The sequence below is a fragment of the Marinomonas sp. UCMA 3892 genome (assembly GCF_012726345.1).
Classification (GTDB): domain Bacteria; phylum Pseudomonadota; class Gammaproteobacteria; order Pseudomonadales; family Marinomonadaceae; genus Marinomonas.
In genome coordinates this window covers 180,635-203,945 of sequence record NZ_PTXN01000001.1, presented here as the reverse complement: position 1 = coordinate 203,945, position 23,311 = coordinate 180,635, and the positions used below count along the sequence as shown (strand labels likewise).

Here is a 23,311-nt window from a genome sequence, read left to right as displayed (position 1 = left end):
ACTCCCTAAGGAAGCCATTTTGTGAGTATTGCGATCAATTTATCTTGTGAAATCGGTTTAGCAATATGATCATTCATGCCAGCTGCAAAACATTCGTCTTCATCGCCTTTCATGGCATTAGCACTAAGAGCAACAATTGCTACATCGGAAGGCGTTTGAGCATCGGTAAACTGGCGAATAGTTCGAGTCGCTTCATAACCATCCATTACCGGCATCTGGCAATCCATGAAGATCATATCAAATTGAGTTGATTGGGCTTGCTCAACAGCTTTCTGACCGTTTTCCGCCACCACAACTTCTACGCCATATAAATTTAATAAACCACGAGCAACAATCTGGTTAGTTAAATTGTCTTCCGCCAATAGAACTTTGGCTGTAAATATTGGCCGACCATCTGGTGTTTTTTCTACGTCTTTCGCCGCCATCACGGATTCTCCTTCAACTAACTGTTTTAGATTTTCAAGAACGTCCAATAACGGCTGCTGAAATACGGGTTTCGTTAAAGAAGCATCGTACTTCTCTTTATCAAAATCCATACTTGAACGTCCTTGTAGTAATACTTGCTTAATCGCATTCTTCTTACAGAACACTTCTAATTCAGAAACAGCCGATACGACATCTGAGTCCAGTAATATACAATTTCCTATCCATTCACTATCAGCAAGCGCACCAGTAACACTGTCATAAGTATTGTAAATGACACCAAATGAATCAAGCAATGCAGCAACATATTCACGACCCGTTTTATTCGCATAAATTAACGTCACTCTAACAGCTTGTTCTGTGCCATCAGTCACAATGGGAGCCTGCTCTGCAGTCGAAACCACAGAGAGTGGTATACGAAACCAAAATGATGAACCTTGACCTTCTACTGAGTTTAAACCTATTTCACCATCCATGGCTTGGATAATCTCTTTACTGATCGCTAAACCTAATCCAGAGCCACCAAACTTGCGAGTAGTAGAACCATCAGCCTGCTTAAAACGCTGGAATAAATGGCTTTGATTCTCTTTAGAAATGCCAATCCCAGAGTCTTCAATAACAATACGCAGAATAACACTATCATCTGCTAGCGGCTCAATCGCAAATCGCAACGCCACTTCACCTTCTTGAGTAAATTTAACCGCATTACCCATCAAATTAACCAATACTTGCTTGATGCGTAATCTATCTCCAAACAACGTAACATTAGGAATAGGTGTCGTTGGCGAATTTAATACAATGCCCTTTTCTTCGGCTTTTAAAACAAAAATATTGGTCACTTCTTCAATTAACGCACGTAACTCAAACTCTTGCTTGTCTAACACTAAGGTTCCCATTTCAATCTTAGACAAATCTAAAATATCATTAATAATATCCAGCAAGGATTCCGCACTCTGCTGAGATATTTTTGCTAAATTCGACTGGTCAGGCTGCAGTTTCGTATTCATCAACAAAGACAAACAACCAATAACGCCATTTAATGGCGTACGAATTTCATGGCTCATATTTGCCAAAAACTCACTCTTAGCGCGGTTGGCTTCTTGCGCTTCTTCTTTGGCTTTACTCTGCTCTAGTTCAGACGCTTTTAAATGCTCGTTTGCCAACTGCAAATCTCGCGTCCTTAATCTCACTCGATTTTCAACTTCCGCTGTATGGCTACTCACAATCAATAAAAACCAACCAAATAAACCCGTGAATAAAAAACCACAAGCTAAAACGAATTTTACGATCCAAGGCTGTTTGAAAAAATAATTGTCACTAACTTGATACAACTGCCAGTTTTTGCCACCGACATTAATAACGAAATTAACCGCATGATGAAATTCACCGGCGTAGTAACGAGCAACCAATTCTTCTGCAGACAAATGAGCTGCCGTATTTTTTGTCACGATAATAGGCTTGGATGTTCCATTGTCAGTATCGACCAAGTAGAGCTCAGTATTGGGGAGAAGCCCTTGCTTAACAATCGTTTCGGTTAACACATCCAATTCAATAACCGCTGTAGCAACGCCTAAAAAGGCATCTGTTTTTCGATCAAAAAAAGGCAAAAAGAGCAATATTCCATTTGAGTTTTGAACCAACTTAAGTGGCGCTGTTGGATAAGCTTCACGAAGAGAAATCGCATTATCTAAGGCAAAACGTCGATCGGCTTGCGAATAAACGTCATAACCTAATGCCGCTTTATTGCTCTGTAGGGGACTAATAAAGGTCACCACAATGTGCCGGGCTCTAGGCGTAACGGCCCTAAGCTTGCCTTCGCTGTCCCTTTCCTTCACAAGAAAAATATCATCTGGATAATTTTTTTGAATCACTTGCTCAAAGCTAGCAATATCCTTTCCAGCCACGGCAAAGTTTAATGACACCCCCAAAATGGAATCATCTCGTCGCATTACACTGTCAGCAAAAAGCTCAAACTCATTCGCCTCAATCTGCTCACTACCGTTTATCAAACCAACAAAGCTATGCAGCATATCCACACTGTTTTTAATTCGATTATTAAGCAGCACTTCTAACAATTCAGCATTAGAACGAAACTCTCTCGATTGCTTGTTCCATTCCGAATAACTGCTTCCCCAAGACAGAACAATCGTAATTACCAACACAGTTAAAAAACCGCCGATTAATCGCAGCGGATGATCAAATTTATTACCAAAATATTGGGGGAAACACACGGCTAACCAAGGCACCATGACAAGAACGCCGATCATGTCACCACCCCACCAAACCAGCCAATTGGTTAGAAATTCCGCCTTACCAATGATGCCAAAAGAAAACAACGAAGCCGAGCCGACACTAGCACTAATCAAGGTGGACAAGACACCGGCTAAAAAGATAAACCTAACCACTAAGCCAGTACGATGAAATTGGAAAGGCACACCTATAAAACGGCGGACTAAATAGCCACCAACAAAAGACTGCAACGTCGAGCCAAAAGCAATAAGAGCAGGAAGAGACCAAGCAAAAACATGATGATTAACCCAAGTCGCACCAATGTTTAGTAACAAAGAACCTAGGAAAATACCGAACGGCGCTTGCTTAGGAAAAAAGATAGAAGCCACAACCGCAAAACCAGAAGCTGGCCAAATAATCGTTGAGTACCCCGGTGAAATAGCAACAGCCAACCCCACAACGCCAAGGATAAAATACCCCAACGCAGTTAAAGCGACTACCGTCATCACTCTCATCATATCCACTTGCTCCATCAAAGATGGTCTAAGCATAGCTAAAACAACGAGTTTTTAAGATTTAATATTGGTTACGTTATGTAATAAATCATTAACTGAATATACGCGAGAGAAGAGAAGCAAATGATGAGCATATGGTGCCCAGAGACGGAATCGAACCGCCGACACGAGGATTTTCAATCCTCTGCTCTACCGACTGAGCTATCTGGGCAAGTGGGGCGTATTATAGAGAAACCTTTTTTTTGGTCAATAGTTTTTTTGAAAAAAAATTAAAAACTTAGTTTCTTCTGCTCGTCTGGTATTATCTTCCTATATCAAGGAGATAAACCAATGCTTCACATCGTACTTTACCAACCAGAGATTCCGCCTAATACAGGCAATGTTATTCGATTATGCGCTAACACTGGCTATCATCTTCACCTTATCGAGCCGCTTGGCTTTGAGCTTGAAGATAAGAAATTGCGTCGAGCCGGGTTAGATTATCATGAGTTCACGCGGCTAAAACGCTATCCAGACTTTCAGGCATTTGTTGATCAAAACGAGATTGGCACTATCTACGCGTTGACAACAAAGGGCAGCCATACGCACAGTGAAGCAAGCTTTGCTGAAAATGATGTGTTGGTGTTTGGGCCTGAGACTCGCGGATTGCCTGCAGAGTTTATCGAGGCCTTGCCACCCGCTCAGCGCTTACGTTTGCCGATGCAAGCGAATTCTCGCAGCTTGAACCTATCCAATACCGTTGCTGTGATGGTATACGAATCTTGGCGTCAGCTGGGTTATGCCATGCCTGCTGATAGCAAATAACCAACCGAGGTACGATGAATTCTCTTTCACTGCTCTTGAAGAAAAAAAATAGCCGTCGTCAATTTCGAAAAAAAGTGCATCTGCATGAATCGGGGGATTTGAAAAAACGCCTTATATTGTTAGCCGGTGTGATCGCGCTGCACAGTTTGGCGATGGTGTTTTTTGAAGACTTAAATTGGTGGCAAGCCTTCTGGCTGACTATGACATCAGCCAGCACCACAGGTTACGGTGATATTTCTGCGGCGACTTTTTGGGGGCAGTTTTCGACCATTGTCTTAATTTATGGCATGGGAATCACCTTACTCGCACAAATCGCCAGTGACTATGTTGAAATCAGGCTAACGCGCAAAGAAATGCGTATCAAAGGCCGTATGAGATGGGACGACATGCAAAACCATATACTTATCATCAATACACCAAAGTACGATGCAGAGCGTTATTTAGGCTTGCTGATTAGTCAAATCAGCCAGACACCAGAACTAATCGACGTTCCAATCCAAATTCTAACGAAAGCATTTCCTGAAGGACTACCACTTGATCTAAGATCACAAGGCGTGGTTCATCATACTGGCGATGCTCTAGCAGATGGTATGTTGGAGTCAGCAGGGACTCACAAGGCGAAATACATTATTGTACTTTGCCAGGATGCTCAGGACAGCCACTCAGACAGTTTAACCTTTGATGCCTTGCATCGCGTTCAAGCGTTAAATACATCGGCCTTCGTGATGGCTGAGGCGATTAATGACTCTAATCGACCACGATTCAAGGCCGCTGGCGCAAACGCGGTCATACGCCCTGTGAGAGCCTATCCTGAAATGCTAGTGCGGTCATTGATTGCTCCGGGAACAGAGCAAGTGCTGGAAGATTTGTTCCGTCACCAAGGAGATCATACGATTCGTCTTGATGTGGAGATAACCGGCGTGACGTGGGCAAAAATCGTCACGACCTTAATCCAAAAGGATGTTGGCACGGCACTCGGGTATGTCAATAAAGACGGGGATATTATCACCCATCCGCAAACCTATTCACTCATCGATGCACAAGGACTGATTGTCCTCATCAACGACGACCAAGAGATTCCGTCATTAGCTGAAATTGGTCTGTTTTTTAACGAATAGAAAACTTAGAAATGGGTGTTCAAGAGACCTTTTCACGATGTAACAAGCACAGTAGTCGTGCAAAGGTCTCAGACTTGCTTATCTTGCAATTTAAGCCCAATAATTTCTACCTGGTTGCCATCCATCTGCCTAATGGTAAGGCGAATATTACCAAAACGTACTCGGTCACCGACAACTAGATGTTTACCAAGCTGACGCTGCAACAATTCAGCGGCAGTGTCGGCTTCATCAATACCATCAACAGGCACACCGTACACTTTCGCTAGATCAATCAAAGAGGCATCACCACGAATAGCAAACTCACCAAAGAAGTTCTGCAATAAAAATGACGCAGATGCTTTATGAGAAAAGATCTGTGCAACATCATTCACGTCGCCAGGATGCAATAACATCCAAATTCTATCGCCTGATTTAAGTTCAGTATCTGCATTTACCACTATTGGCTTTTGATCGCGAACAAGCGATACCAGCTGAGGCGTAGACACAGTCGCACTCGGCACATTTTGCACGATAGAAGCTGGAATTCGAACACCTTCCGCCTGAACCAAAAACTCATATAACTCTAGGGAATGATTCGAATCTGCATCGTTGATCAAAGAGAAACTCGTCGTTGGCGCAGGTGCTGGAGGAACAACAATCTTTAACCATCGCGCCACTTGTGGAACGGTCGACCCCTGTAGCAACAAGGAAATCAGTACTACAGTAAAGGTGATTTCGAACAACAACTCCGAATTGGAAAGACCAGCGATGACAGGATAAAGTGCCAATACAATCGGCACGGCACCGCGCAAACCAACCCAACTAATATAAAGACGCTCGGGCCAACGGAAATCAAATGGCAATAAACAGATCATCACTGCCACAGGTCGAGCGACGAAAATTAGAAATGAAGCAATTGCAACAGCTTGCCAACCATGAGTCAAAAGGCTAGACGGTGTAACCAACAATCCCAATAACAAGAACATGCCAGCTTGAGCTAACCAAGCCAAGCCATCCATTACTTGAGAAATAGCTTCTTGTTGTTTAATTCGTCCGTTACCAACGCTCAAACCAACCAAATAAACAGCAAGAAAACCACTGCCGCCAATCATATTGACGCCAGAGAATACAGCTAAACCAAATGAGATAATAAGAAGTGCATACAAGCCTTCGATCAAAGGAACACGACGCAAAATCATTAACAATAGCTTGCCGCCGAGTAAACCTAACACGCCACCTATGGCAAACTGTTGAATCATTTGCCCTAAGAAAGCCAAAACACTTAACTGATCAGTACTTTGCAATAGCCCAGTAAGCATGACGACTAATAAAATAGCCATTGGGTCGTTGGCACCAGACTCTATTTCCAATGTACCACCAACTCGCTCATTCAACTTAACGCCACTATTACGCAATAAGCTAAAGACCGCGGCGGCATCCGTCGAACCAACAATAGCACCAAGCAACAGACCGTAAATAAGCTTAACGTCTAACAACCAAGCTGCAAAAGCACCAACAGATGCAGTTGTAATCACAACACCTAAAGTAGCAAGTGATAAAGACGGCCAGAGAGCCACTCGGAAAGTGCTGGTTTTAGTCTGCATACCACCATCCAAAAGAATGACGGCTAAAGCCAGATTACCAACAAAAAAGGCAAGACTTGGATTGTCGAAATCCAGACGGCCTAATCCCTCTTCACCAGCAAGCATTCCCATCCCGAGAAAAACCAGCAATAAAGGTAAGCCGACACGAACGGTAAAAGAACTTGCTAGAATACTGACTAGTAGCAGTATTCCAGCTAAAAATATAAAACTATTTGTGTCGATAGCGATAACAACCTATTCGTTATAATTGACCTGTAAGCGTTAAGTACTTTTCCATTAACTGCTCTTCTGTTTCCTTACGATTGGGATCCAAAGGAATACAATCTACAGGGCACACTTGCTGACATTGAGGTTCGTCAAAATGCCCTACACATTCAGTACATTTTGATGGATCAATAATATAAATCTCATCACCCTGAGAAATAGCCTCGTTCGGGCACTCAGGTTCACACACATCACAATTGATGCATTCATCGGTAATAATAAGAGACATTCTTCTCTCCTAAAACCGCTACATAATCTATAACGCCATCATGTAGCAGGACGTAAAAAAACAGAAACTAAAGCGTTTGATAATGTTCTTGCAGAACACGCTTCACTTCAGGGTTAACAAACTGTCCAAAATCACCATTTAAAGACGCAATCTCACGTACTAATGTTGATGAAATATAAGAATGCTTCTCAGAAGGTGTCAAAAAGATACTTTCTACATCTGGCGCAATCGCACGGTTCATATTGGCTAATTGGAACTCGTACTCAAAATCAGAAACAGCACGCAAGCCACGAATTACCACTTTGCCACTGACGGAGCGAGTAAATTCGGTTAGCAAGTTATCAAAGCCGACCACTTCAACATTCGTCAAATGACCCAATACTTCTTTTGCCAATGATATACGCAACTCATGGGACAGTGCTGGGCGCTTTTTAGGGCTCGCAGCGACAGCTACGATAACTTTTTCAAATAGCTTTGATGCGCGTTCAACCAAATCCGTATGGCCGTTAGTAATAGGGTCAAATGTCCCCGGATAAACCGCAATCGTACTCATAGCTTTCATCCAACAAATTAATAAGGGAGAAGGAGTCGGGCAGCGACGACTTTTGGTCCGCTCTGGTTCCCGTTTAGGGGTCGCATCATATAGGAATACGCCTCTGTTCTCAATTCACCGAGTCACGACGAGAATACTCTCGCCGAAGGTTAAGTGTGTTTATTATATTAAATACTATAAGGTGCTAGTACTTGTTTCAAAAAAGAAATCGCAAGGAATATAAAAATTGGTGATAAATCTAGCCCACCTAAAGTTGGAATAACTCGCTGGCAAGCACGATATAAAGGAGCAGTAATTTGCCCTACTAACATAGCTCCCGGGTGATTTGCACCTGGCGCTACCCAACTTAAAATAACCGAAATAAGCATCGCCCAAAAATACAAATCTAACAAATGATACAAGGTGCCAGCAAACGTATAAATAGCATAGCTGATAGGTGATATCGCCACACCTTTAATCATCACAATAAAGAATACTGTCAATAACTGAACTGCAAGCGCCAACACAAGAGATGCAGTATCCAACCGACCAATGGCTGGAATGACTTTTCGCAAAGGTAAAACGATAGGGCTTGTCGCCTTCACAATGCCTTGGCTAATTGGATTATAAAAATCCGCGCGGGTCAATTGAAGCACTAAACGTAGTAATACAATAAATAAGTAAAGATTACAGATAACCTTTACGAGCATAACAAATGGATCTGAATACATCGTGTATAGTCCTTAATTAGTCTTTCTTAGCAGCGAAGTCTGCCGCCATTTCTTTTGATCGGTTAACGCAGGCCATCATTGCATCTGCGACTATTTTATCAATATCAGCAGCCTCAAAAGACAACAAAGCTTGCTCTGTTGTTCCCTTTGGCGAAGTAATATTCTTACGCAATTGAGCAATAGGCTCGTCTAGTTCCATTACCATTCGTGCTGCGCCAAACATAGCATTGCTGGCTAGTTCACGACTTGTTGCCTCGTCTAAGCCTTGTTCTTTAGCATTTTTAACCATGGCTTCAATAAAACGAAAGAAATACGCAGGCGCACTGCCCGACAAACTAGTTACCGTGTGCATGTGAACTTCATTTTCAACCCAAACAGAGTTACCAATGCTAGAAAATAGTTCACTTACCCAGTTCTTTTGCTCGCTATTTGTGTGCTCATTGGCAATTAATCCTGTCATGCCAGCACCAAGTTGTGACGGTGTATTTGGCATACTACGAACCACAGCAACTGGTTTACCTAACCAATGAGCTAACGAATCTAACTCAATTCCCGCAGCCACTGAAATAAATAATTGGCCTGCACGTACATGAGATGAAAAACCTTCCACCACGGCTTGCATTTGTGCTGGTTTAACACACAACACCACGACATCAGCCTGACTTACAGCCGAATCATTATCCGCTAACATGGAGATACCATATTGCTCGCGATAGTACTCACGTTTTTCTGGTGTTCTAGACGTACCGATAATTTTCTCAGCAGGATAGCCATTTGCCAGCATGCCACTAAAAATCGATTTTGCCATATTTCCCACGCCGATAAAGGCAATACTTGGTGTCATTTTATATCCTACTCTTTCGTTATTTAAGCAGACAATAATCCATCTACTTATTCAAAAAATGCTCTGGTATGCAAAATCGCTCATACTTTAACTGAATTACGCTTTAGCGGAATAGTCTCGTTCACCAAAAATCGCCGTTCCAACACGAACCATGGTGCTGCCAGATTGAATCGCCGCGGGCAAATCTCCAGACATGCCAATAGATAAGGTATCTATCATGCTATCGGATTTGGATAATTCAACAAAAGCTTGCCTCAAAGGTTCATAAACCAAACATTGTGCCTCATGACTTTTTTGAGGAGCAGGAATCGCCATCAAACCTCGAAGACGTAAATTAGGCAGCTCTGTAATTAAAGCAACCATGTCATTTAAATCAGACAAAGCCACTCCAGCCTTACTTTCTTCACCGCTAATATTCACTTGAATGCAAACATTGAGCGGCGGTAAATCTTTAGGGCGCTGCTCACTAAGACGACGAGCAATTTTCTCACGGTCAATAGAGTGCACCCAATGCATGGTTTCTGCGATAAGACGAGATTTGTTCGACTGAATTGGTCCAATAAAGTGCCATTCAATATCAACCAAGTGTGCTAAAGCATGAAATTTATCCACCGCTTCTTGCACATAGTTCTCACCAAAGGCTCTCTGACCTGCCGCATAAGCAGCTTCAAGCGCAGATAACGGCTTCGTCTTACTGACTGCTAACAAACGCACACTACCAGTCTCTCGCTGATACTGCTGCACAAGCTGATCTACTTGCTGAGTAACTCGCGTTAAATTTGTTTTAATTTCTAGTGCTTCGTTGCTTTCGACTTTAATCGCCATTGCGCGCCACGCTCCGCTATTATCAAGATGTAACGAGTTAATCTGTGATTGCATTCCCCATAGTAAATACCTGAATAGCACCTCAGGAAAGCATAGGGAACGCATCATAGCATCTTTTTAAAAGGCAGAAAAAAGCTTACTAGGAAGACTTAAAAAGAAGAATGTTTATAAGGAGTTATTACAAAGAATAAAAGTCCGCGCTAGAACCATAACATTCACCATGAAATTCAAGGCGATATCCAGATATGTTTTTCAGAGAGTCGGCAGCGAATAAAGCCGCTTGATGAAGTGATTCCAACGATGAATGCTCAGGATAAAAAGCAATACCAATAGATAATCCTTCACGTATTAAACGGTTGTCTGAAAACTTGGGAGAATTAAGAGATTTTAATAATTTTGCGGCAACTATTTCAGCGTCTTCCAAATGCTGAATGCGAATCCCCATAACTAACTCACGTTCATCATAATGCGCGATAAGGTCATTATCTCGCACTGTATCGCTCATTACCTCAGCAAGTAGTTTCAAATCAGCATCATTCACTTTTGAGGAAGACAGCAAGCGAAGAGAAAACAATGCAGCGCGTTGAAAATGGCGACGAGAATCCTTTAAAACAATGCCAAAACTATTTTCAAAACTGTAGCGCCTTAGTAAGCCCGTCGTAGGATCTCGATGGCTATCTTCTAACAGTAAATAATCCGCTTGCTCTCGTTCAAATACAGCACTTAACCAAGCAGCATAACTGTCTAGCGCAAGCGCCATCAGCTCACCTTCAAGCCGAACTTCTTCACGCTGAAATACCAACATAAGATAAATCGAACCTTGGCAATCAGACACGCTGACCATAGAGACATCAGAAAAGGCATGATCCTTTAAAAATGGCAACCAATGCTGCCAACCTGATGCGCTTTGAATATCAATATCGTGACGTTTAGGACAAGACGGGCTTGCAGCAAAGGTAATTAAAGCTTGAGGTACAATGCTCAATTGCCCATTGGAATTCAGTAAACGATCATTTATAGAATCTGTATATTGCAAGCGCCACTGCAAACACTCTTTATCACAAACAATAAAAAGGCAATATGCATTGGGTAGTTGGCTTTGCATTTTATTTTTAAAACGATTGAGCGAGGTACTTAACAAGGATCCCTTGGAAATTACCTGAAGCATCTGCGGCATATCACAGTACAAGTTCTTTACAAAATCTCGCTCTTTTTCAAGATATGCAACACGAGACCGCAAGACCTGCTGTTCCTTGAGCAATGAGTTTGAAGAGTCGATCGGCATAAAATACTAAAACCATAATAATATCTAATTCAAACTAGATTAACTGGCTGATATAAAAAGTAAAGGAATAGTAAGGCCAAGTGAAAGAAAAACTCTCAATCAGCCTTACTAATTGGCTTAAACAGCCTGATAGACACGTTGTCCAGAAATATAAGTCGACATCACACGCCCGACAAATTCACCACCGAAGTAAGGTGAATTATGCCCTTTTGTCTTGCGGCCTTCATATGACCAAGTCCAACGCGCGGTACTATCGAACAAAATAAAGTCAGCAAAACTCCCCACTGACAAAGAGCCTGCTTCTAAACCAAAGCAAGCAGCTGGGCCAGAAGTTAGACACGTCAACACGGTCGAAAAATCTAAATCGCCTTCATCCATCAGCTGCATAGCCAAAGGTAATAATATCTCGACGTTCGCCATACCCGGCTCTGTTGCCGCAAATGGCGCAATTTTCGCCATTTTTTCGTGAGGCTGATGATCTGAGCAAATAGCAGAAATAACCCCTGCTTTAATACCTTCGATTAAGGTCAAACGATCTTCATCACTGCGCAATGGTGGCAACACATGAAAATGCCCATTGAAACGACTTAGAACCTGATCATTCAACAATAAGTTATGAACCGCTACATCTGCCGTAACGTCTAACCCTGATGCTTTTGCGTCGGCGATCATTTCTACCGACTTAGCACAAGACAAACGAGCAAAATGCGCGCGTACACCTGTTTTTTCAACCAGCAACAAATCACGCATCAGAGCAATGGTTTCTGCTTCTTCAGGAATACCTGCCAAACCATGCATGGTCGACATCAAACCTTCGTGGGCACAACCACCTTCGGAAAGACTAGACTCATCTGGATGAAAGACCACCAACAAATCATGTGTCGCAGCATATTCAAGCGCGCGAGACAGCACCTTGGTGCTCGCCATTGGGTGACGGTGATTCGATAAGGCGATGCAGCCAGCATCGGTTAAGGCAACCATGTTACTAAGCTGAGCGCCTTCTAAGCCTTGCGTCAATGCGCCTAGAGGAAATACATTAGCCATACCTGCATCGTCGGCTTTATCTTGAATAAGCGCAGCTACGGCAGCCGTATCAACAATCGGGCGTGTATCAGGAGGACAAACCAAAGTGGTTACACCACCAGACACCGCAGCACGACCTTCGGTGGCAATGTTACCTTTCTGCGTCAGACCTGGCTCACGAAGAGAAACCGCAAGATCCACCAAGCCTGGCAATATCCATTGACCAGATGCATCTACCACTTCAGCGTCTTCAAAGCCTTCTGGTGCTTCACCAATCGCAACGATTTTTTGATTATCAACAAACAGATCCGTTACAGCATCAATGTCTTGACTCGGGTCGATTAAACGACCATTTTGAATACGTAATTTCATGTTATTTTTCATCCTTCGCAGCTGGCGTTTCATCACTTTGCAACTGACCGCTCATTGCCATAGACATGACAGCCATTCGTACTGCGATACCATTTGTCACTTGGTTCAAAATAACGGAATGCTTGCCATCTGCAACTTCTGAGGATATTTCCACACCACGGTTAATTGGGCCAGGGTGCATCACTATGGCATCAGGCTTCGCCCAAGCAAGGGTTTCTTCCGTCAAACCATACAAGCGGTAGAATTCACTTTCACTCGGCAGCAAAGCGCCTTTCATGCGTTCTTTTTGCAAACGCAACATGACAACGACATCAACATCTTTCAAACCAGCCTCTAAATCGTGGCAAATGGTCGCGCCCATTTCCTCAAAGAAGCTCGGCACTAAAGTTTTCGGGCCAACTAAGCGAACATCACTAACGCCTAATGTTGTCAGTGCTTGAAGCTGTGAGCGTGCCACACGAGAATGAAGAATATCGCCAACAATAGCGATTTTAAGGCCATCGAAGCTGCCTTTGTGACGACGAATCGTCAGCATGTCTAACATAGCTTGAGTTGGGTGAGCGTGACGTCCATCACCAGCATTGATAATAGCGACGTTAGGCGTACAGTGTTCGGCAATAAAGTGAGCGGCGCCACTGTCAGAATGACGGACGATAAACATATCGCTTTGCATCGCTTCCAAGTTTTTTAAGGTATCCAGTAAGGATTCCCCTTTCGAGGTCGCTGATGTTTCAATGTTGAGGTTAATGACATCTGCCGACAAACGCTTTGCGGCCAATTCGAACGTCGTACGAGTTCGAGTTGAATTTTCAAAAAACAAATTCACCACGGTTTTACCGCGTAACAGAGGTACCTTCTTAACCGACTGTTCCCCCATTGATAGGAAAGAATCCGCTCGATCAAGAATCTCCGTCAAAATAGTTTTGTCCAATCCATCCAGCGTTAAAAAGTGCTTAAGCTGCCCGTGTTCATTTAACTGTAATGCCCGAGGCTCGGATCGCATCATGGTTTGCTTTCCTCAAACTGCAAAGACGATGGTATCGTCTTTCTCTATTTAAAATAGGATATTCAGATAGGAAAATGCCCGGTACAGAAAAACTGCAGCCGGGCATTAATGACACTAAACGGTTGTCCCACCATATTATTTTGGTGAGATTTCATTCTTCTAACCGCGGTATCGTCAATCTTATCCATACGTTAATTGTCGTACGTGTTCGACAAAAAATAAAGCTTTGTTATGCATATTAATAGGTATCAATAACAGAAACACTTAGCGGATTCGGCCCAACCAACTTAACTCTTTGATCAGGATTAAGCGTTAAGTGCTCACCGACAATATCTGCTGCTATCGGTAGCTCGTGCTGACCTAAATCATAAAGGATTGCCAAGGTAATACTGGCAGGTCGACCGAAATCAAATATTTCATTCATTGCCGCTCGAATCGTACGGCCAGACATCAATACATCATCCACTAAAATCACATGGCGATCTTCAATCGCTGGTAATAAAGTTTGATTTACCTTGGGGTTCAAGCCAGCTTTAGTAAAATCATCACGATAAAAAGTGATGTCTAGCGTCGCCAAAGGTTCTATCGTTGGCACAGCTTCCATCAAGCGCTCAGCAACCCAAACACCACCCGTATGAATCCCCACGACAATGGCATCCTCGATGTTGTTCTTTTCACAATACGCTGCCAATTGCGTTTTCATCGACGCCAGAGAATGCTCTAAATCTAACTTCATTGTCTTTCAAACCTTGCTCTTAAATTCATAATAAAACACCGTTCAACAAGCAGTTCCTTAGTAAGACTCTGCAAACCAAGTCTCTAAAATCATTTGAGCGGCCAGCCCATCTACCGAATTTTCTTTAAAGTTACGATTGCCTCCACGAGCAATAACCTGCCCCTTGGCTTCATAAGAAGACAATCGTTCGTCCATCATATGGTAAGGAAGGTTAAAACGTCCATGCAATCGTTTGGCAAATTTACGTGCACGTTGACACATCTCATTTTCTGAACCATCCATATCAAGTGGCAAGCCAACTACAAAGGCATCTGGCTTCCATTCTTCAACGATACGCGTGATTTCATCCCAATTAGGAATGCCTTCTTTGGCTTTTAATGGGTCAAGCGGCTGAGCGGTGCCAGTAATGCTCTGACCAATAGCAACGCCAATACGTGTGGTACCAAAGTCAAAGCCCAATACTGAGCGAACAGTATTGGGCTTCTGGTTATCATCTAACGATGTTCCTGTAGAGATTGACCCTGTCATTAACCATGTCCTATATCCGGTGAAAGTCTTGTCATATCAATTCCCAATACACGCGTCGCGGCGGTAAATTGCATATCACTTGGTGTATGGAATAATACGTCTAAATCCGCCTCACATACCAGCCAATCATTATTTGCGATTTCAGCTTCAAGCTGTCCAGCATCCCAGCCAGCACAACCCAATGTTATACGAAAGGCATCAGGCCCATTACCTTGAGCAATATCTTCCAACGCCTCCAACGAAGCCGACAATGAGACCTCATCAGTCACACGTAAAGTATTGCTCCAGACTTTATCCGTTGTGTGCAAAATAAAGCCTCGCTCTGCTTCCACAGGCCCGCCAGTATAAATTGGCTCAGAGCTTAAACGTGGGCTGTGAATTTGAATTCCAAGGTGATCCGCCAATTCTGTAAAATCAACATTTGAGGGGCGATTGATAATAATCCCCATGGCGCCCGCTTTGGTGTGTTCACAAAGATAAATAACGGTATGTTCAAAATGTGGGTCGTCTAGGTGTGGCATAGAAATTAAAAAGTGATTTTTAAACGAATCGAAAAATGCATTCATAGTCATGAGCCCTCTTTAATTGATGACAGCGCAAGGATAGCGCTAGTTACTAAAACCTAAGAAGTACCTGAACTTAAGACAAAACTCGCCAATTAAGACGTGATATATACGTAGAGAAGATCAAAAGAAGACGGCAAATAAAAACAGCCGACTCCTGCAGTATAGGACAAACAGAGCGTTTGCCTACCCCCAAACTACAAATTATTACCGAATCCCTTCAAAACTCACATTTCAAGCAGTAAACTAGCACTCTTAATCCTTAATATAGGATTAAGAACACCTTTTCGTGCTTTGGAGGCATGTTATGTCCTTACTATCATCACAAAACGTCCAAATACAATTAGCTTATGCTGAGATGTTTGATCGTCTACATGCGATGAGTTTGGCTGCATGGATTCAGCACTACCAAGCAGAAACCGTCGATTTACGCTACTTTTTCCATAGCGGCTGGTCTTCTTAGACTTTCCATATTGCCCAAACAAACCAACTGCTTTTCGACTCAACGAAAGCCGTGTTTCAATAAAATAATTGGTAATACAGGAAACTATCATGCAACTACAAGCGATCGATTACACCAGCCCAACCGCTGCCGAAGACTTTGTAAAATCCCTTCGCGAGACAGGATTTGGCGTTCTTAAAAACCACCCTATTCAAAAAGATTTAGTGTCTGCTATTTATAAAGAATGGCAAACCTTCTTTGATAGCGAGTCTAAATACGACTATCGCTACAATGTCGGCACACAAGACGGTTTTTTCCCACCTGATGTTTCAGAAACCGCCAAAGGGCACACTAAAAAAGACATTAAAGAGTACTTTCACTATTATCCATGGGGGCAATGCCCAGAAGATAAAAAAGCGCTTTTAGAACAATATTATACAGAAGCAAACACACTTGCATCCGAACTACTAGCATGGGTTGAAAAGCACTCGCCAGCTGAAGTAGCTCTGCATTATTCACAATCCCTTTCCAGCATGGTAGAAGACAGCGATCAGACATTGCTGCGCGTCTTACACTACCCGCCACTTAAAGGTGACGAAGAGTTGGGAGCGATTCGTGCTGGCGCACACGAAGACATTAATCTATTGACGATACTACCTTCCGCTAATGAGCCTGGTTTACAGGTTAAAGCGAAAGATGGCTCTTGGATGGACGTGCCTTGTGATTTCGGTACTTTGATAGTAAACATTGGCGACATGCTACAGGAAGCATCTGGCGGCTATTTTCCGTCGACTTCTCATCGCGTAATTAACCCAGAAGGCGCAGACAAAACCAAATCACGTATTTCTTTGCCTTTGTTCCTTCATCCAAAACCTGAAGTGGTCTTGTCGGAACGCCATACGGCCAAAACCTATTTACACGAACGATTAGTTGAATTGGGCGTTATTTAACCTTCAAACTTTTCATTTTAACAATCAAAAAAGCCGCTACTCATATCGATATGGGCAGTGGCTTTTTGCTTTCATGTAACGTTTAACTGCCTGTCACCCAAATAATCACTGGAATACACACCACAATCACGACAGAAGAAACCAACGTCGTTGCGGCAATGGCATTTGCCGTTGATTTCCCATCATCACCTTTTGCCACTGCAGTAACATAAGCTGATGCCGCCGTCGGAGCAGCTAGAAAGATAAACAAAAACAACAATTCTTTTTGGCTAAAACCAAGCACATAACCCAACGATGTAAATAAAATAGGGCTTAATGCGACTTTACTTAAAATCGCCATAGGAAAGTGTTTAGGCAAGGTGAAACCGCTGGTAACTAGCGAGCCACCAATACAAATCAATGCCAACGGCAAAGACAATCCGCCAATTAAAGAACCGGTTTTCACAACAAAAGCTGGGAGTTTTAAACCAATAAAATTCGCGACCACACCAAGTACAATACCCAGTATTAGCGGGTTCTTTAGCAAACGGGAACCAAATGCAATTTACCGTGGCTGTAACGGGTTAAAATGACTTCCGCAAGAATATTAAACAATAAAACACTCAAGCCTGACATCACGCCACCCAGCGCAACCCCATCCTGGCCGAACATATTAACCACTAACGCGACACTAAAAATCCCACAATTACCACGAAAAGCAATTTGAACAAAAACGCCACGCTGCCGTTCAGGAACATCGAGCTTCACAGCTAATAACCACGACAGCAGAAAAGTTAGAACAATGGAGGTAATAAAATAGGCCGCTAAATTGACACTAATAAGTCCATTTAAACTATTTCCCAACATGCCAAAGAAGAACATAGCAGGCATAGAAACTTTAAAAACAAATCGCGAACTAACCAGAATGAAATCATCGTTTATTAGCTGAATACGACGCAAAAGTGCGCCCATCGCAATCATCAACAGCACAGGCGCAGCCACTTGAAAAATCACGCTTTGCGTTTCTAACAGCATAGACTCCCTCAAAAAACACTCTAAGAACCACCTTAATTAATAGAGCGCTCAATCAATAAAATAAAAGCCCATTTTATACCAACTTTCCATTCACTAATTAAGGAATATTCAAGGGGTTTTTATTTTGGCAAAAGGCACAACGCTATTTGTTACTATGCGAAAATCTTTCAGTATTATGTAAATTATGAGCAACCATATTCACTGCTCAAGAAATGCTCTTTTAATCCTTTGCCACGCCCCAATCTACTTTTCTAATATAATTTTTAACATGAAAGATGGAAAACATCATGAAAGACTCTTTAGACATTCAATTCATTTCCGATGTTATGTGCCCTTGGTGCGTGGTCGGTTTAAGTAACCTCAACAAAGCCCTAGAACAACTGAGCGACAAAGTTGATACGCAATTATCATTTCAGCCTTTCGAGCTTAATCCGAAAATGCCAGCGGAAGGCCAAAACCTAAACGAGCACATCACAGAAAAGTACGGCATCAACAAAGAGCAATCAGACCAAAACAGAGTCATGATTCAAGCTCGCGGCAAAGAAGTCGATTTCGATTTCAACTTCACACCAGAAAGCCGTATGCGAAATTCGTTCGATGCCCATCGTTTGTTGCATTGGGCGCAGTTAGAAGGCAAACAAGCTGAGCTAAAAATGGCACTATTTAAAGCTCACTTCACGCATAATCAAGATATAAGCGATTACCAAACGCTCGCCAATCTTGCTGCCAGCGTTAATCTTGACCCAGCCGCAGCTAAAGGCATTTTGGAAAATAACCACTTTGCCGATGAAGTCCGCCAGCAAGAACAAATTTGGCAACAAAATGGCATCACTTCTGTTCCTACTATCATCATCAACAACGCCTACGCTATCTCAGGCGGACAGCCAGCAGAAGTATTCAAAAGCGCGATTGAAGAGGTACTAGAGAAACAAAAAGCAGAAAAACAAAAAGCGGAACAACTAGTTTAATTCACTGTCACTTCACTCCAACTATTCACGCAAACATTTAACGGATTATAAAAACCGAAAAGCCCCATGTTGTTTTTCCAGCTATTGGAAATCAACATGGGGCTTTTATCATCTAGACTAATTACCCTTTCGACTACAAAGCACTTAAATCAACCAAACATGGTATTAGGAAGTAACAGTACAATCTGCGGGAAGATAATCAACAAAGCCACCGCCAAGATCATCATCAACCAGAAAGGCAGAACTCCTCGAAAGATGTCACCTAACTCCACGTTTGGCGCAACTGATTTTACGATGAAAACATTAATGCCAACAGGAGGAGAAATTAAGCCCATTTCAAGAGTCAGAACCGTCAGCACACCAAACCAAATCGGATCTATCCCAAGTGACATAATGATAGGAAAGAAAATCGGCAAGGTCAGAACCAGCATGGCGAAGCCTTCCAGAAAGCAGCCCAGCACAAGATAGATTGCAAGGATAAGAATAAGCGTTCCCGTTACTCCCAATCCCAATCCAGATAACAATTCCCCTACCGCCGAAGGAATATGACTAAGCGCCATAAATGGGTTGATCAGGTGAGCTGCAATCAAAATTAACATCACTGTCGCCGTGGTAACAACCGCGTCCCTAGACGCATGCCAAAGGGCTTTTAATGATAAGGACCGCGTTACAAATCCGACTAAGATCACAACTCCTGCGCCAACGGCAGCGGCCTCAACAGGTGAAAATAATCCACCATAAATGCCACCAATCGTCAGAAGTATCACAGCTACAATCGGCCCAGCACCTAACAAGGCTTTGCCTTTATGACTCCAGCTTGTCGCAGGCCCAGCAGGCCCGAATTCTGGACGAAACCAACAAATAACTGTAATCACTAAAATGAACAATAGCAGCAACATAATGCCAGGCAGAACACCGGCTAAAAACAATCGCCCGATACTTTGCTCGGTGAGAATCGCGTAAATAACGAATCCAGTCGACGGTGGAATGAGTATCCCCAGTGTGCCACCAGCGGCAACCACGCCGGTAGATAGTCTTTTGTTATATTTGAAACGATCCATCTGTCCTAACGCAACCTTCCCCATGGTCAATGCAGATGCAACTGACGAACCAGACAGCGCCGCAAAGCCGCCACAACCAATCACCGTAGCCGAAGCCAATCCGCCACGTAACTGGCCTATGATGGCATAAGCGGCATCGTAGAGTTTCTGACTCATTCCGGTTATGGAGGCGACATTCCCCATCAGAATGAACAGTGGGATAACAACCAATTCCGGCGATGAGGCTAAAGTGAAGGTTTCTGATGCCAGTAAACTTAATGCGGATCGGCTGCTATCAAGTATTGTAATACCCACAAATCCCACGGAAAACATGGCAAAAGCCACAGGAATACGCAGCACCAACAGACCGAACATGATCAAGATGCCAACAAAACCAATCATTGATGCGCTCATGCAGCGTCTCCTTTGTCCGTGTCTACTTTACGAATGTCACGACCTGACAAGGTTAATTCAACAGCACGTAATGCCATTCCAGCCGCTGTGATCAGAGCAAAGACAGAAAGCCCATTTTGGAACCACGCCTTGGGTATAAGTAAAAGATTGGTCGAAAGGTTCAACATAGTTGAAATCTTAGCGCTTTCATTTACCGCATAAGCTATGCCCACAAAGATGACAGTGCCCAGTAATGCGGAAAATATATCGATTAATCGATTAAGCACCGCCGGATAGCTGCGTTCGAAAAGATCAACCGCGATATGGCCACCCTGACGGTCACACAGTGCCATTGCGCCAAAGAGTAGAATAACCATGGTCATAGTAACTATGTCCTGCGATCCATAAAGTGGTGATCCCATCGCACGACCAATGACATCCGCGAGAATAATGATCACCTCAAAGATTAAACCTAAGGCGCCCAAGGCGGCGGATAGGGAAATAATCCCATCCGCCAGTTTACGAATGATAGCAAGCATGGATTACTTGCCTTCCATTGCCGCAAGTGTCGCTGCGCCATTTACGCTTTTTACATAAGACTGAACCACACCAGAAACAGCTTTGGTAAACGCCGCTCTTTCATCATCGGTTAGGTTAGTTATGGTATTTGCACTATCGGCCCGAGCCACTTCAAGCGCTTCAGTAGCCGTTTTTAGCCAAGCATCTTCCGCACTTTTAGACAGCCCAGCACCACTTGCTGCGTCAACGGCAGCCTTTTCACTCGCACTTAATCCATCATAAACTCTGCGGTTAAGTACCGTATAAAAGACAAGACGACCTAATGGCGCGCCCAGAGTGAGAGAATCAGCCACTTCGTCAAGTTTGAAGTCTTTTAGTGTTGATGCTCCGGTAATAACACCATCAATAAGGCCGGTTTGCATGGCATTATAGATCTGACTAGCTGGCATTTGCACAGGGGTTGCACCTAAGGCGCTTGCGACTTTTGCGGCAGTTGCACCAGCAACACGAATTTTAAGCCCCGCCAAATCTGCTGGTGTGCGAATCACTTTATTACGCATGATGAAAATATTAGGCTCAGAGGTCCACAATGCTAATGGTTTAGTCCCCGGAAACTCACTACTCAAATGCTTATCATACGCACGCCATAGTGCTTCGTAACCTGGCATATCTTCAGGAATCGCACCAGGTAATTCAGCTATCATTGTTTTACCAAACTGTGACGAGGTGTAACCTGGTAAGCCCCAAGACATATCCGCTGCACCTTGCAAAACACGCACATATTGCTCGGCAGGCCCAGCGCCCAGCTCGCCGCCATGATATCCGCGAACAGTAAGAGAACCATTTGTGGCCGCCGACAGATCAGCATTTAACTTTTCAATCACCGATGCATTAATAGTGTGAAACGGCGGAGTGAAGCTGGCGAACTTCAATTCCTCGGCAAAAACTTGAGTGGATAATGCAATGGCCGCTGAAGTAGCAATAATGAATTTATTTAATTTCATCTCTGTTCTCCCAATGTTGCTTTAATGCCTTACTTGAAGGCTTTGTTATTTTTGTTATGAGACTGACCGAATCAACGGACCGTCCTTTTTAAATAGAAACTCTACTCTTAATCATTTACCAAGCCTTGAGACAACTCTTTCCCTCGCGACTCCTTTTGCTATTTGACAGTTACTCTTTAACAGCTACCCTGTTTTGTCTGAAGTTCCTTTGTAGTGCAGTTCAATCGAACCCTGTCTTTTGGCTATTAACCACTCACCATTGACACTTTTAATTTCATCTATGAAACGACCAATAAAAATATCTGCATTCGCTTGCACCATGCTTTCAATACCTTCGGCTTTTTTATTCGCAGCAAAAAGCACCACTCTCGATGTTACGACGACAAGACCTTCATTAATAATATTGGCATCTATGTTCGTTAGTGCATGGCAGGTTTCCTTCGCTGGACGCGAGGTAAAAGACTCAAGAATCGAGTCGCGACCTTCAATTTTTACGGTAGGTGCACTTGGGCGGTACAGTTCGCCATCTTCGGTATAGCAATTTGCCAATTCTTGCCAGCGCCCTTGATCTAGCAAATTAATGGAACGAGTTACCAGCTTTTGGCACTGCCACTCAATCAGCATATTTTCGATCGTTTGATTGCTCATAATCCCCTACTTTTTCTTTAACCATGAGTGCAGTGCCGCTGCGACATTTTCTGGATCTTCCGCCGGAGCCATGTGCCCAGCGTCGTCGATCACAACAAGCTCACTGCCAATAATATGTTGTTGAATAGCCTGATGCTGAGCTACTGGACTCCAAGTATCTTGCGAGCCGGAAAGTAGTAAAGTTGGCACCGATATCTGTGAAAGAAGCACTTCGGCATCAGGGCGATTTATCAATGCATGAATCTGCTTTTCAAAATCTTCAACCGAGTAAGACTCGACCATTTTTGTCAAATCGGCCATCAAATTTGCGTTGTTTAATCCTTTAGGGGACATCATGGGGATTAGCCATTGCGTTACTAAAATTGAAGTGCCACTCGTTTTCGCGGCTTCAATCAAGCGCATACGCCCCGGAATTTCTTTGTCCGACTTGGGATGAACACCTGTATTTAAAAGCGCTAGACGCGTTACCCGCTGCGGTGCAAGACGATATATTTCCAGTGCTACTCGTCCTCCCATAGAGTGACCCGCCAAGGCAAAGTCACCTTCAATACTGGATAACACAGACCGAGCCATGTCGGTCAGATCATCAAACCCTGCAAAGCTAATAATTTCAATGTCGGCATCATTCTCTAATTGAGCTGCGACCTTCTGCCACATTCGTTGATCACATAGCAAACCAGCTAAACAAACTAATTTGGGTCTAGTTATACGCACATTCATTGT

The 23,311-nt window shown here is 43.3% G+C and carries 25 protein-coding genes and 1 tRNA gene; 5 read left to right on the top strand and 21 right to left on the bottom strand.

All coding sequences use genetic code 11. The features are described from left to right. Nucleotides 1-5: 5 nt before the first annotated feature. The gene (locus B6N13_RS01045) at nt 6-3,203 is read right to left on the bottom strand and encodes an ATP-binding protein (RefSeq protein WP_248280184.1); all 3,198 of its coding nucleotides are present in this window, start codon (nt 3,201-3,203) and stop codon (nt 6-8) included. A 99-nt stretch (nt 3,204-3,302) separates the two neighbouring features. Next, nucleotides 3,303-3,378, bottom strand: a tRNA-Phe gene (locus tag B6N13_RS01040). 119 nt (nt 3,379-3,497) lie between these two features. Between B6N13_RS01040 and trmL the strand changes: the two genes are divergently transcribed. Both trmL and B6N13_RS01030 read left to right on the top strand, forming a co-directional pair. Continuing rightward, nucleotides 3,498-3,971 carry a tRNA (uridine(34)/cytosine(34)/5-carboxymethylaminomethyluridine(34)-2'-O)-methyltransferase TrmL gene (gene trmL / locus B6N13_RS01035; RefSeq protein WP_169458188.1) on the top strand — a complete coding sequence of 158 codons (474 nt, stop codon included), beginning with the start codon at nt 3,498-3,500 and terminating at the stop codon, nt 3,969-3,971. Between the two features lie 14 nt (nt 3,972-3,985). Beyond that, a complete protein-coding gene (locus B6N13_RS01030; RefSeq protein WP_011978382.1) occupies nt 3,986-5,089 on the top strand; it encodes a potassium channel family protein in 1,104 nt (367 codons plus the stop codon). A gap of 68 nt (nt 5,090-5,157) precedes the next feature. On the opposite strand, the gene B6N13_RS01025 is transcribed toward B6N13_RS01030, so the two are convergent. The 12 genes from B6N13_RS01025 to B6N13_RS00970 all read right to left on the bottom strand — a co-directional run bounded on the left by B6N13_RS01025 (nt 5,158) and on the right by B6N13_RS00970 (nt 15,619). Continuing rightward, nucleotides 5,158-6,894 (bottom strand): potassium/proton antiporter, encoded by a 1,737-nt coding sequence (locus B6N13_RS01025; protein ID WP_169458437.1) that lies wholly within the window; start codon nt 6,892-6,894, stop codon nt 5,158-5,160. Nucleotides 6,895-6,913: 19 nt separating this feature from the next. Further along, on the bottom strand, nt 6,914-7,165 hold the full coding sequence (locus B6N13_RS01020; protein ID WP_011978380.1) for a YfhL family 4Fe-4S dicluster ferredoxin: 252 nt from the start codon (nt 7,163-7,165) through the stop codon (nt 6,914-6,916). Between the two features lie 67 nt (nt 7,166-7,232). After that, nucleotides 7,233-7,718: a pantetheine-phosphate adenylyltransferase gene (coaD, locus tag B6N13_RS01015; RefSeq protein ID WP_169458187.1), complete on the bottom strand. Its 486-nt coding sequence runs from the start codon at nt 7,716-7,718 to the stop codon at nt 7,233-7,235. 167 nt (nt 7,719-7,885) lie between these two features. Then, on the bottom strand, nt 7,886-8,428 hold the full coding sequence (locus B6N13_RS01010) for a YggT family protein (protein ID WP_011978378.1): 543 nt from the start codon (nt 8,426-8,428) through the stop codon (nt 7,886-7,888). Nucleotides 8,429-8,444: 16 nt separating this feature from the next. Continuing rightward, on the bottom strand, nt 8,445-9,272 hold the full coding sequence (gene proC, locus B6N13_RS01005) for a pyrroline-5-carboxylate reductase (RefSeq protein WP_169458186.1): 828 nt from the start codon (nt 9,270-9,272) through the stop codon (nt 8,445-8,447). Between the two features lie 96 nt (nt 9,273-9,368). Then, entirely contained in the window at nt 9,369-10,205 is an 837-nt protein-coding gene (locus B6N13_RS01000) for a YggS family pyridoxal phosphate-dependent enzyme (RefSeq protein ID WP_348981511.1), read from the bottom strand. A 70-nt stretch (nt 10,206-10,275) separates the two neighbouring features. After that, a complete protein-coding gene (locus B6N13_RS00995; protein WP_048813882.1) occupies nt 10,276-11,382 on the bottom strand; it encodes a diguanylate cyclase in 1,107 nt (368 codons plus the stop codon). Between the two features lie 117 nt (nt 11,383-11,499). After that, nucleotides 11,500-12,777, bottom strand: a complete 1,278-nt coding sequence (locus B6N13_RS00990) for a dihydroorotase (RefSeq protein ID WP_011978374.1) — start codon at nt 12,775-12,777, stop codon at nt 11,500-11,502. 1 nt (nt 12,778) lies between these two features. Next, nucleotides 12,779-13,783, bottom strand: a complete 1,005-nt coding sequence (locus B6N13_RS00985) for an aspartate carbamoyltransferase catalytic subunit (RefSeq protein ID WP_011978373.1) — start codon at nt 13,781-13,783, stop codon at nt 12,779-12,781. Between the two features lie 238 nt (nt 13,784-14,021). After that, nucleotides 14,022-14,519, bottom strand: coding sequence for a bifunctional pyr operon transcriptional regulator/uracil phosphoribosyltransferase PyrR (pyrR, locus tag B6N13_RS00980; protein ID WP_169458185.1), 498 nt, complete (start codon nt 14,517-14,519; stop codon nt 14,022-14,024). A 57-nt stretch (nt 14,520-14,576) separates the two neighbouring features. Beyond that, entirely contained in the window at nt 14,577-15,047 is a 471-nt protein-coding gene (ruvX, locus tag B6N13_RS00975) for a Holliday junction resolvase RuvX (RefSeq protein WP_011978371.1), read from the bottom strand. Further along, on the bottom strand, nt 15,047-15,619 hold the full coding sequence (locus tag B6N13_RS00970) for a YqgE/AlgH family protein (protein WP_248280183.1): 573 nt from the start codon (nt 15,617-15,619) through the stop codon (nt 15,047-15,049). Before B6N13_RS00970 ends, ruvX begins: the two co-directional genes overlap by 1 nt. A gap of 298 nt (nt 15,620-15,917) precedes the next feature. Here B6N13_RS00970 and B6N13_RS00965 point away from each other — a divergent pair, with 298 nt between their 5' ends. Together B6N13_RS00965 and B6N13_RS00960 are read left to right on the top strand one after the other, a co-directional pair. After that, entirely contained in the window at nt 15,918-16,073 is a 156-nt protein-coding gene (locus tag B6N13_RS00965) for a hypothetical protein (protein WP_157035927.1), read from the top strand. A gap of 89 nt (nt 16,074-16,162) precedes the next feature. Next, nucleotides 16,163-17,002: a 2OG-Fe(II) oxygenase family protein gene (locus tag B6N13_RS00960; protein WP_011978369.1), complete on the top strand. Its 840-nt coding sequence runs from the start codon at nt 16,163-16,165 to the stop codon at nt 17,000-17,002. Nucleotides 17,003-17,084: 82 nt separating this feature from the next. Here B6N13_RS00960 and B6N13_RS00955 read toward each other — a convergent pair whose 3' ends face one another. Together B6N13_RS00955 and B6N13_RS00950 are read right to left on the bottom strand one after the other, a co-directional pair. Continuing rightward, nucleotides 17,085-17,528 (bottom strand): AEC family transporter, encoded by a 444-nt coding sequence (locus tag B6N13_RS00955; protein ID WP_169458184.1) that lies wholly within the window; start codon nt 17,526-17,528, stop codon nt 17,085-17,087. Beyond that, nucleotides 17,522-18,016, bottom strand: a complete 495-nt coding sequence (locus B6N13_RS00950; protein WP_169458183.1) for an AEC family transporter — start codon at nt 18,014-18,016, stop codon at nt 17,522-17,524. The genes B6N13_RS00955 and B6N13_RS00950 overlap by 7 nt, the downstream gene beginning before the upstream one ends. 287 nt (nt 18,017-18,303) lie before the next feature. Here B6N13_RS00950 and B6N13_RS00945 point away from each other — a divergent pair, with 287 nt between their 5' ends. After that, nucleotides 18,304-18,984: a DsbA family oxidoreductase gene (locus B6N13_RS00945; protein WP_169458182.1), complete on the top strand. Its 681-nt coding sequence runs from the start codon at nt 18,304-18,306 to the stop codon at nt 18,982-18,984. Nucleotides 18,985-19,133: 149 nt separating this feature from the next. On the opposite strand, the gene B6N13_RS00940 is transcribed toward B6N13_RS00945, so the two are convergent. The 5 genes from B6N13_RS00940 to B6N13_RS00920 form a co-directional block, all read right to left on the bottom strand. Then, nucleotides 19,134-20,438: a TRAP transporter large permease gene (locus tag B6N13_RS00940; RefSeq protein WP_169458181.1), complete on the bottom strand. Its 1,305-nt coding sequence runs from the start codon at nt 20,436-20,438 to the stop codon at nt 19,134-19,136. After that, on the bottom strand, nt 20,435-20,956 hold the full coding sequence (locus B6N13_RS00935; RefSeq protein WP_011978344.1) for a TRAP transporter small permease: 522 nt from the start codon (nt 20,954-20,956) through the stop codon (nt 20,435-20,437). The genes B6N13_RS00940 and B6N13_RS00935 overlap by 4 nt, the downstream gene beginning before the upstream one ends. Nucleotides 20,957-20,959: 3 nt before the next feature. After that, nucleotides 20,960-21,940 carry a TRAP transporter substrate-binding protein gene (locus tag B6N13_RS00930; RefSeq protein WP_011978343.1) on the bottom strand — a complete coding sequence of 327 codons (981 nt, stop codon included), beginning with the start codon at nt 21,938-21,940 and terminating at the stop codon, nt 20,960-20,962. A gap of 183 nt (nt 21,941-22,123) precedes the next feature. Next, nucleotides 22,124-22,588 carry a nuclear transport factor 2 family protein gene (locus tag B6N13_RS00925; RefSeq protein WP_169458180.1) on the bottom strand — a complete coding sequence of 155 codons (465 nt, stop codon included), beginning with the start codon at nt 22,586-22,588 and terminating at the stop codon, nt 22,124-22,126. A 6-nt stretch (nt 22,589-22,594) separates the two neighbouring features. After that, a complete protein-coding gene (locus B6N13_RS00920; RefSeq protein WP_011978341.1) occupies nt 22,595-23,308 on the bottom strand; it encodes an alpha/beta hydrolase in 714 nt (237 codons plus the stop codon). Between the last annotated feature and the right edge of the window lie 3 nt (nt 23,309-23,311).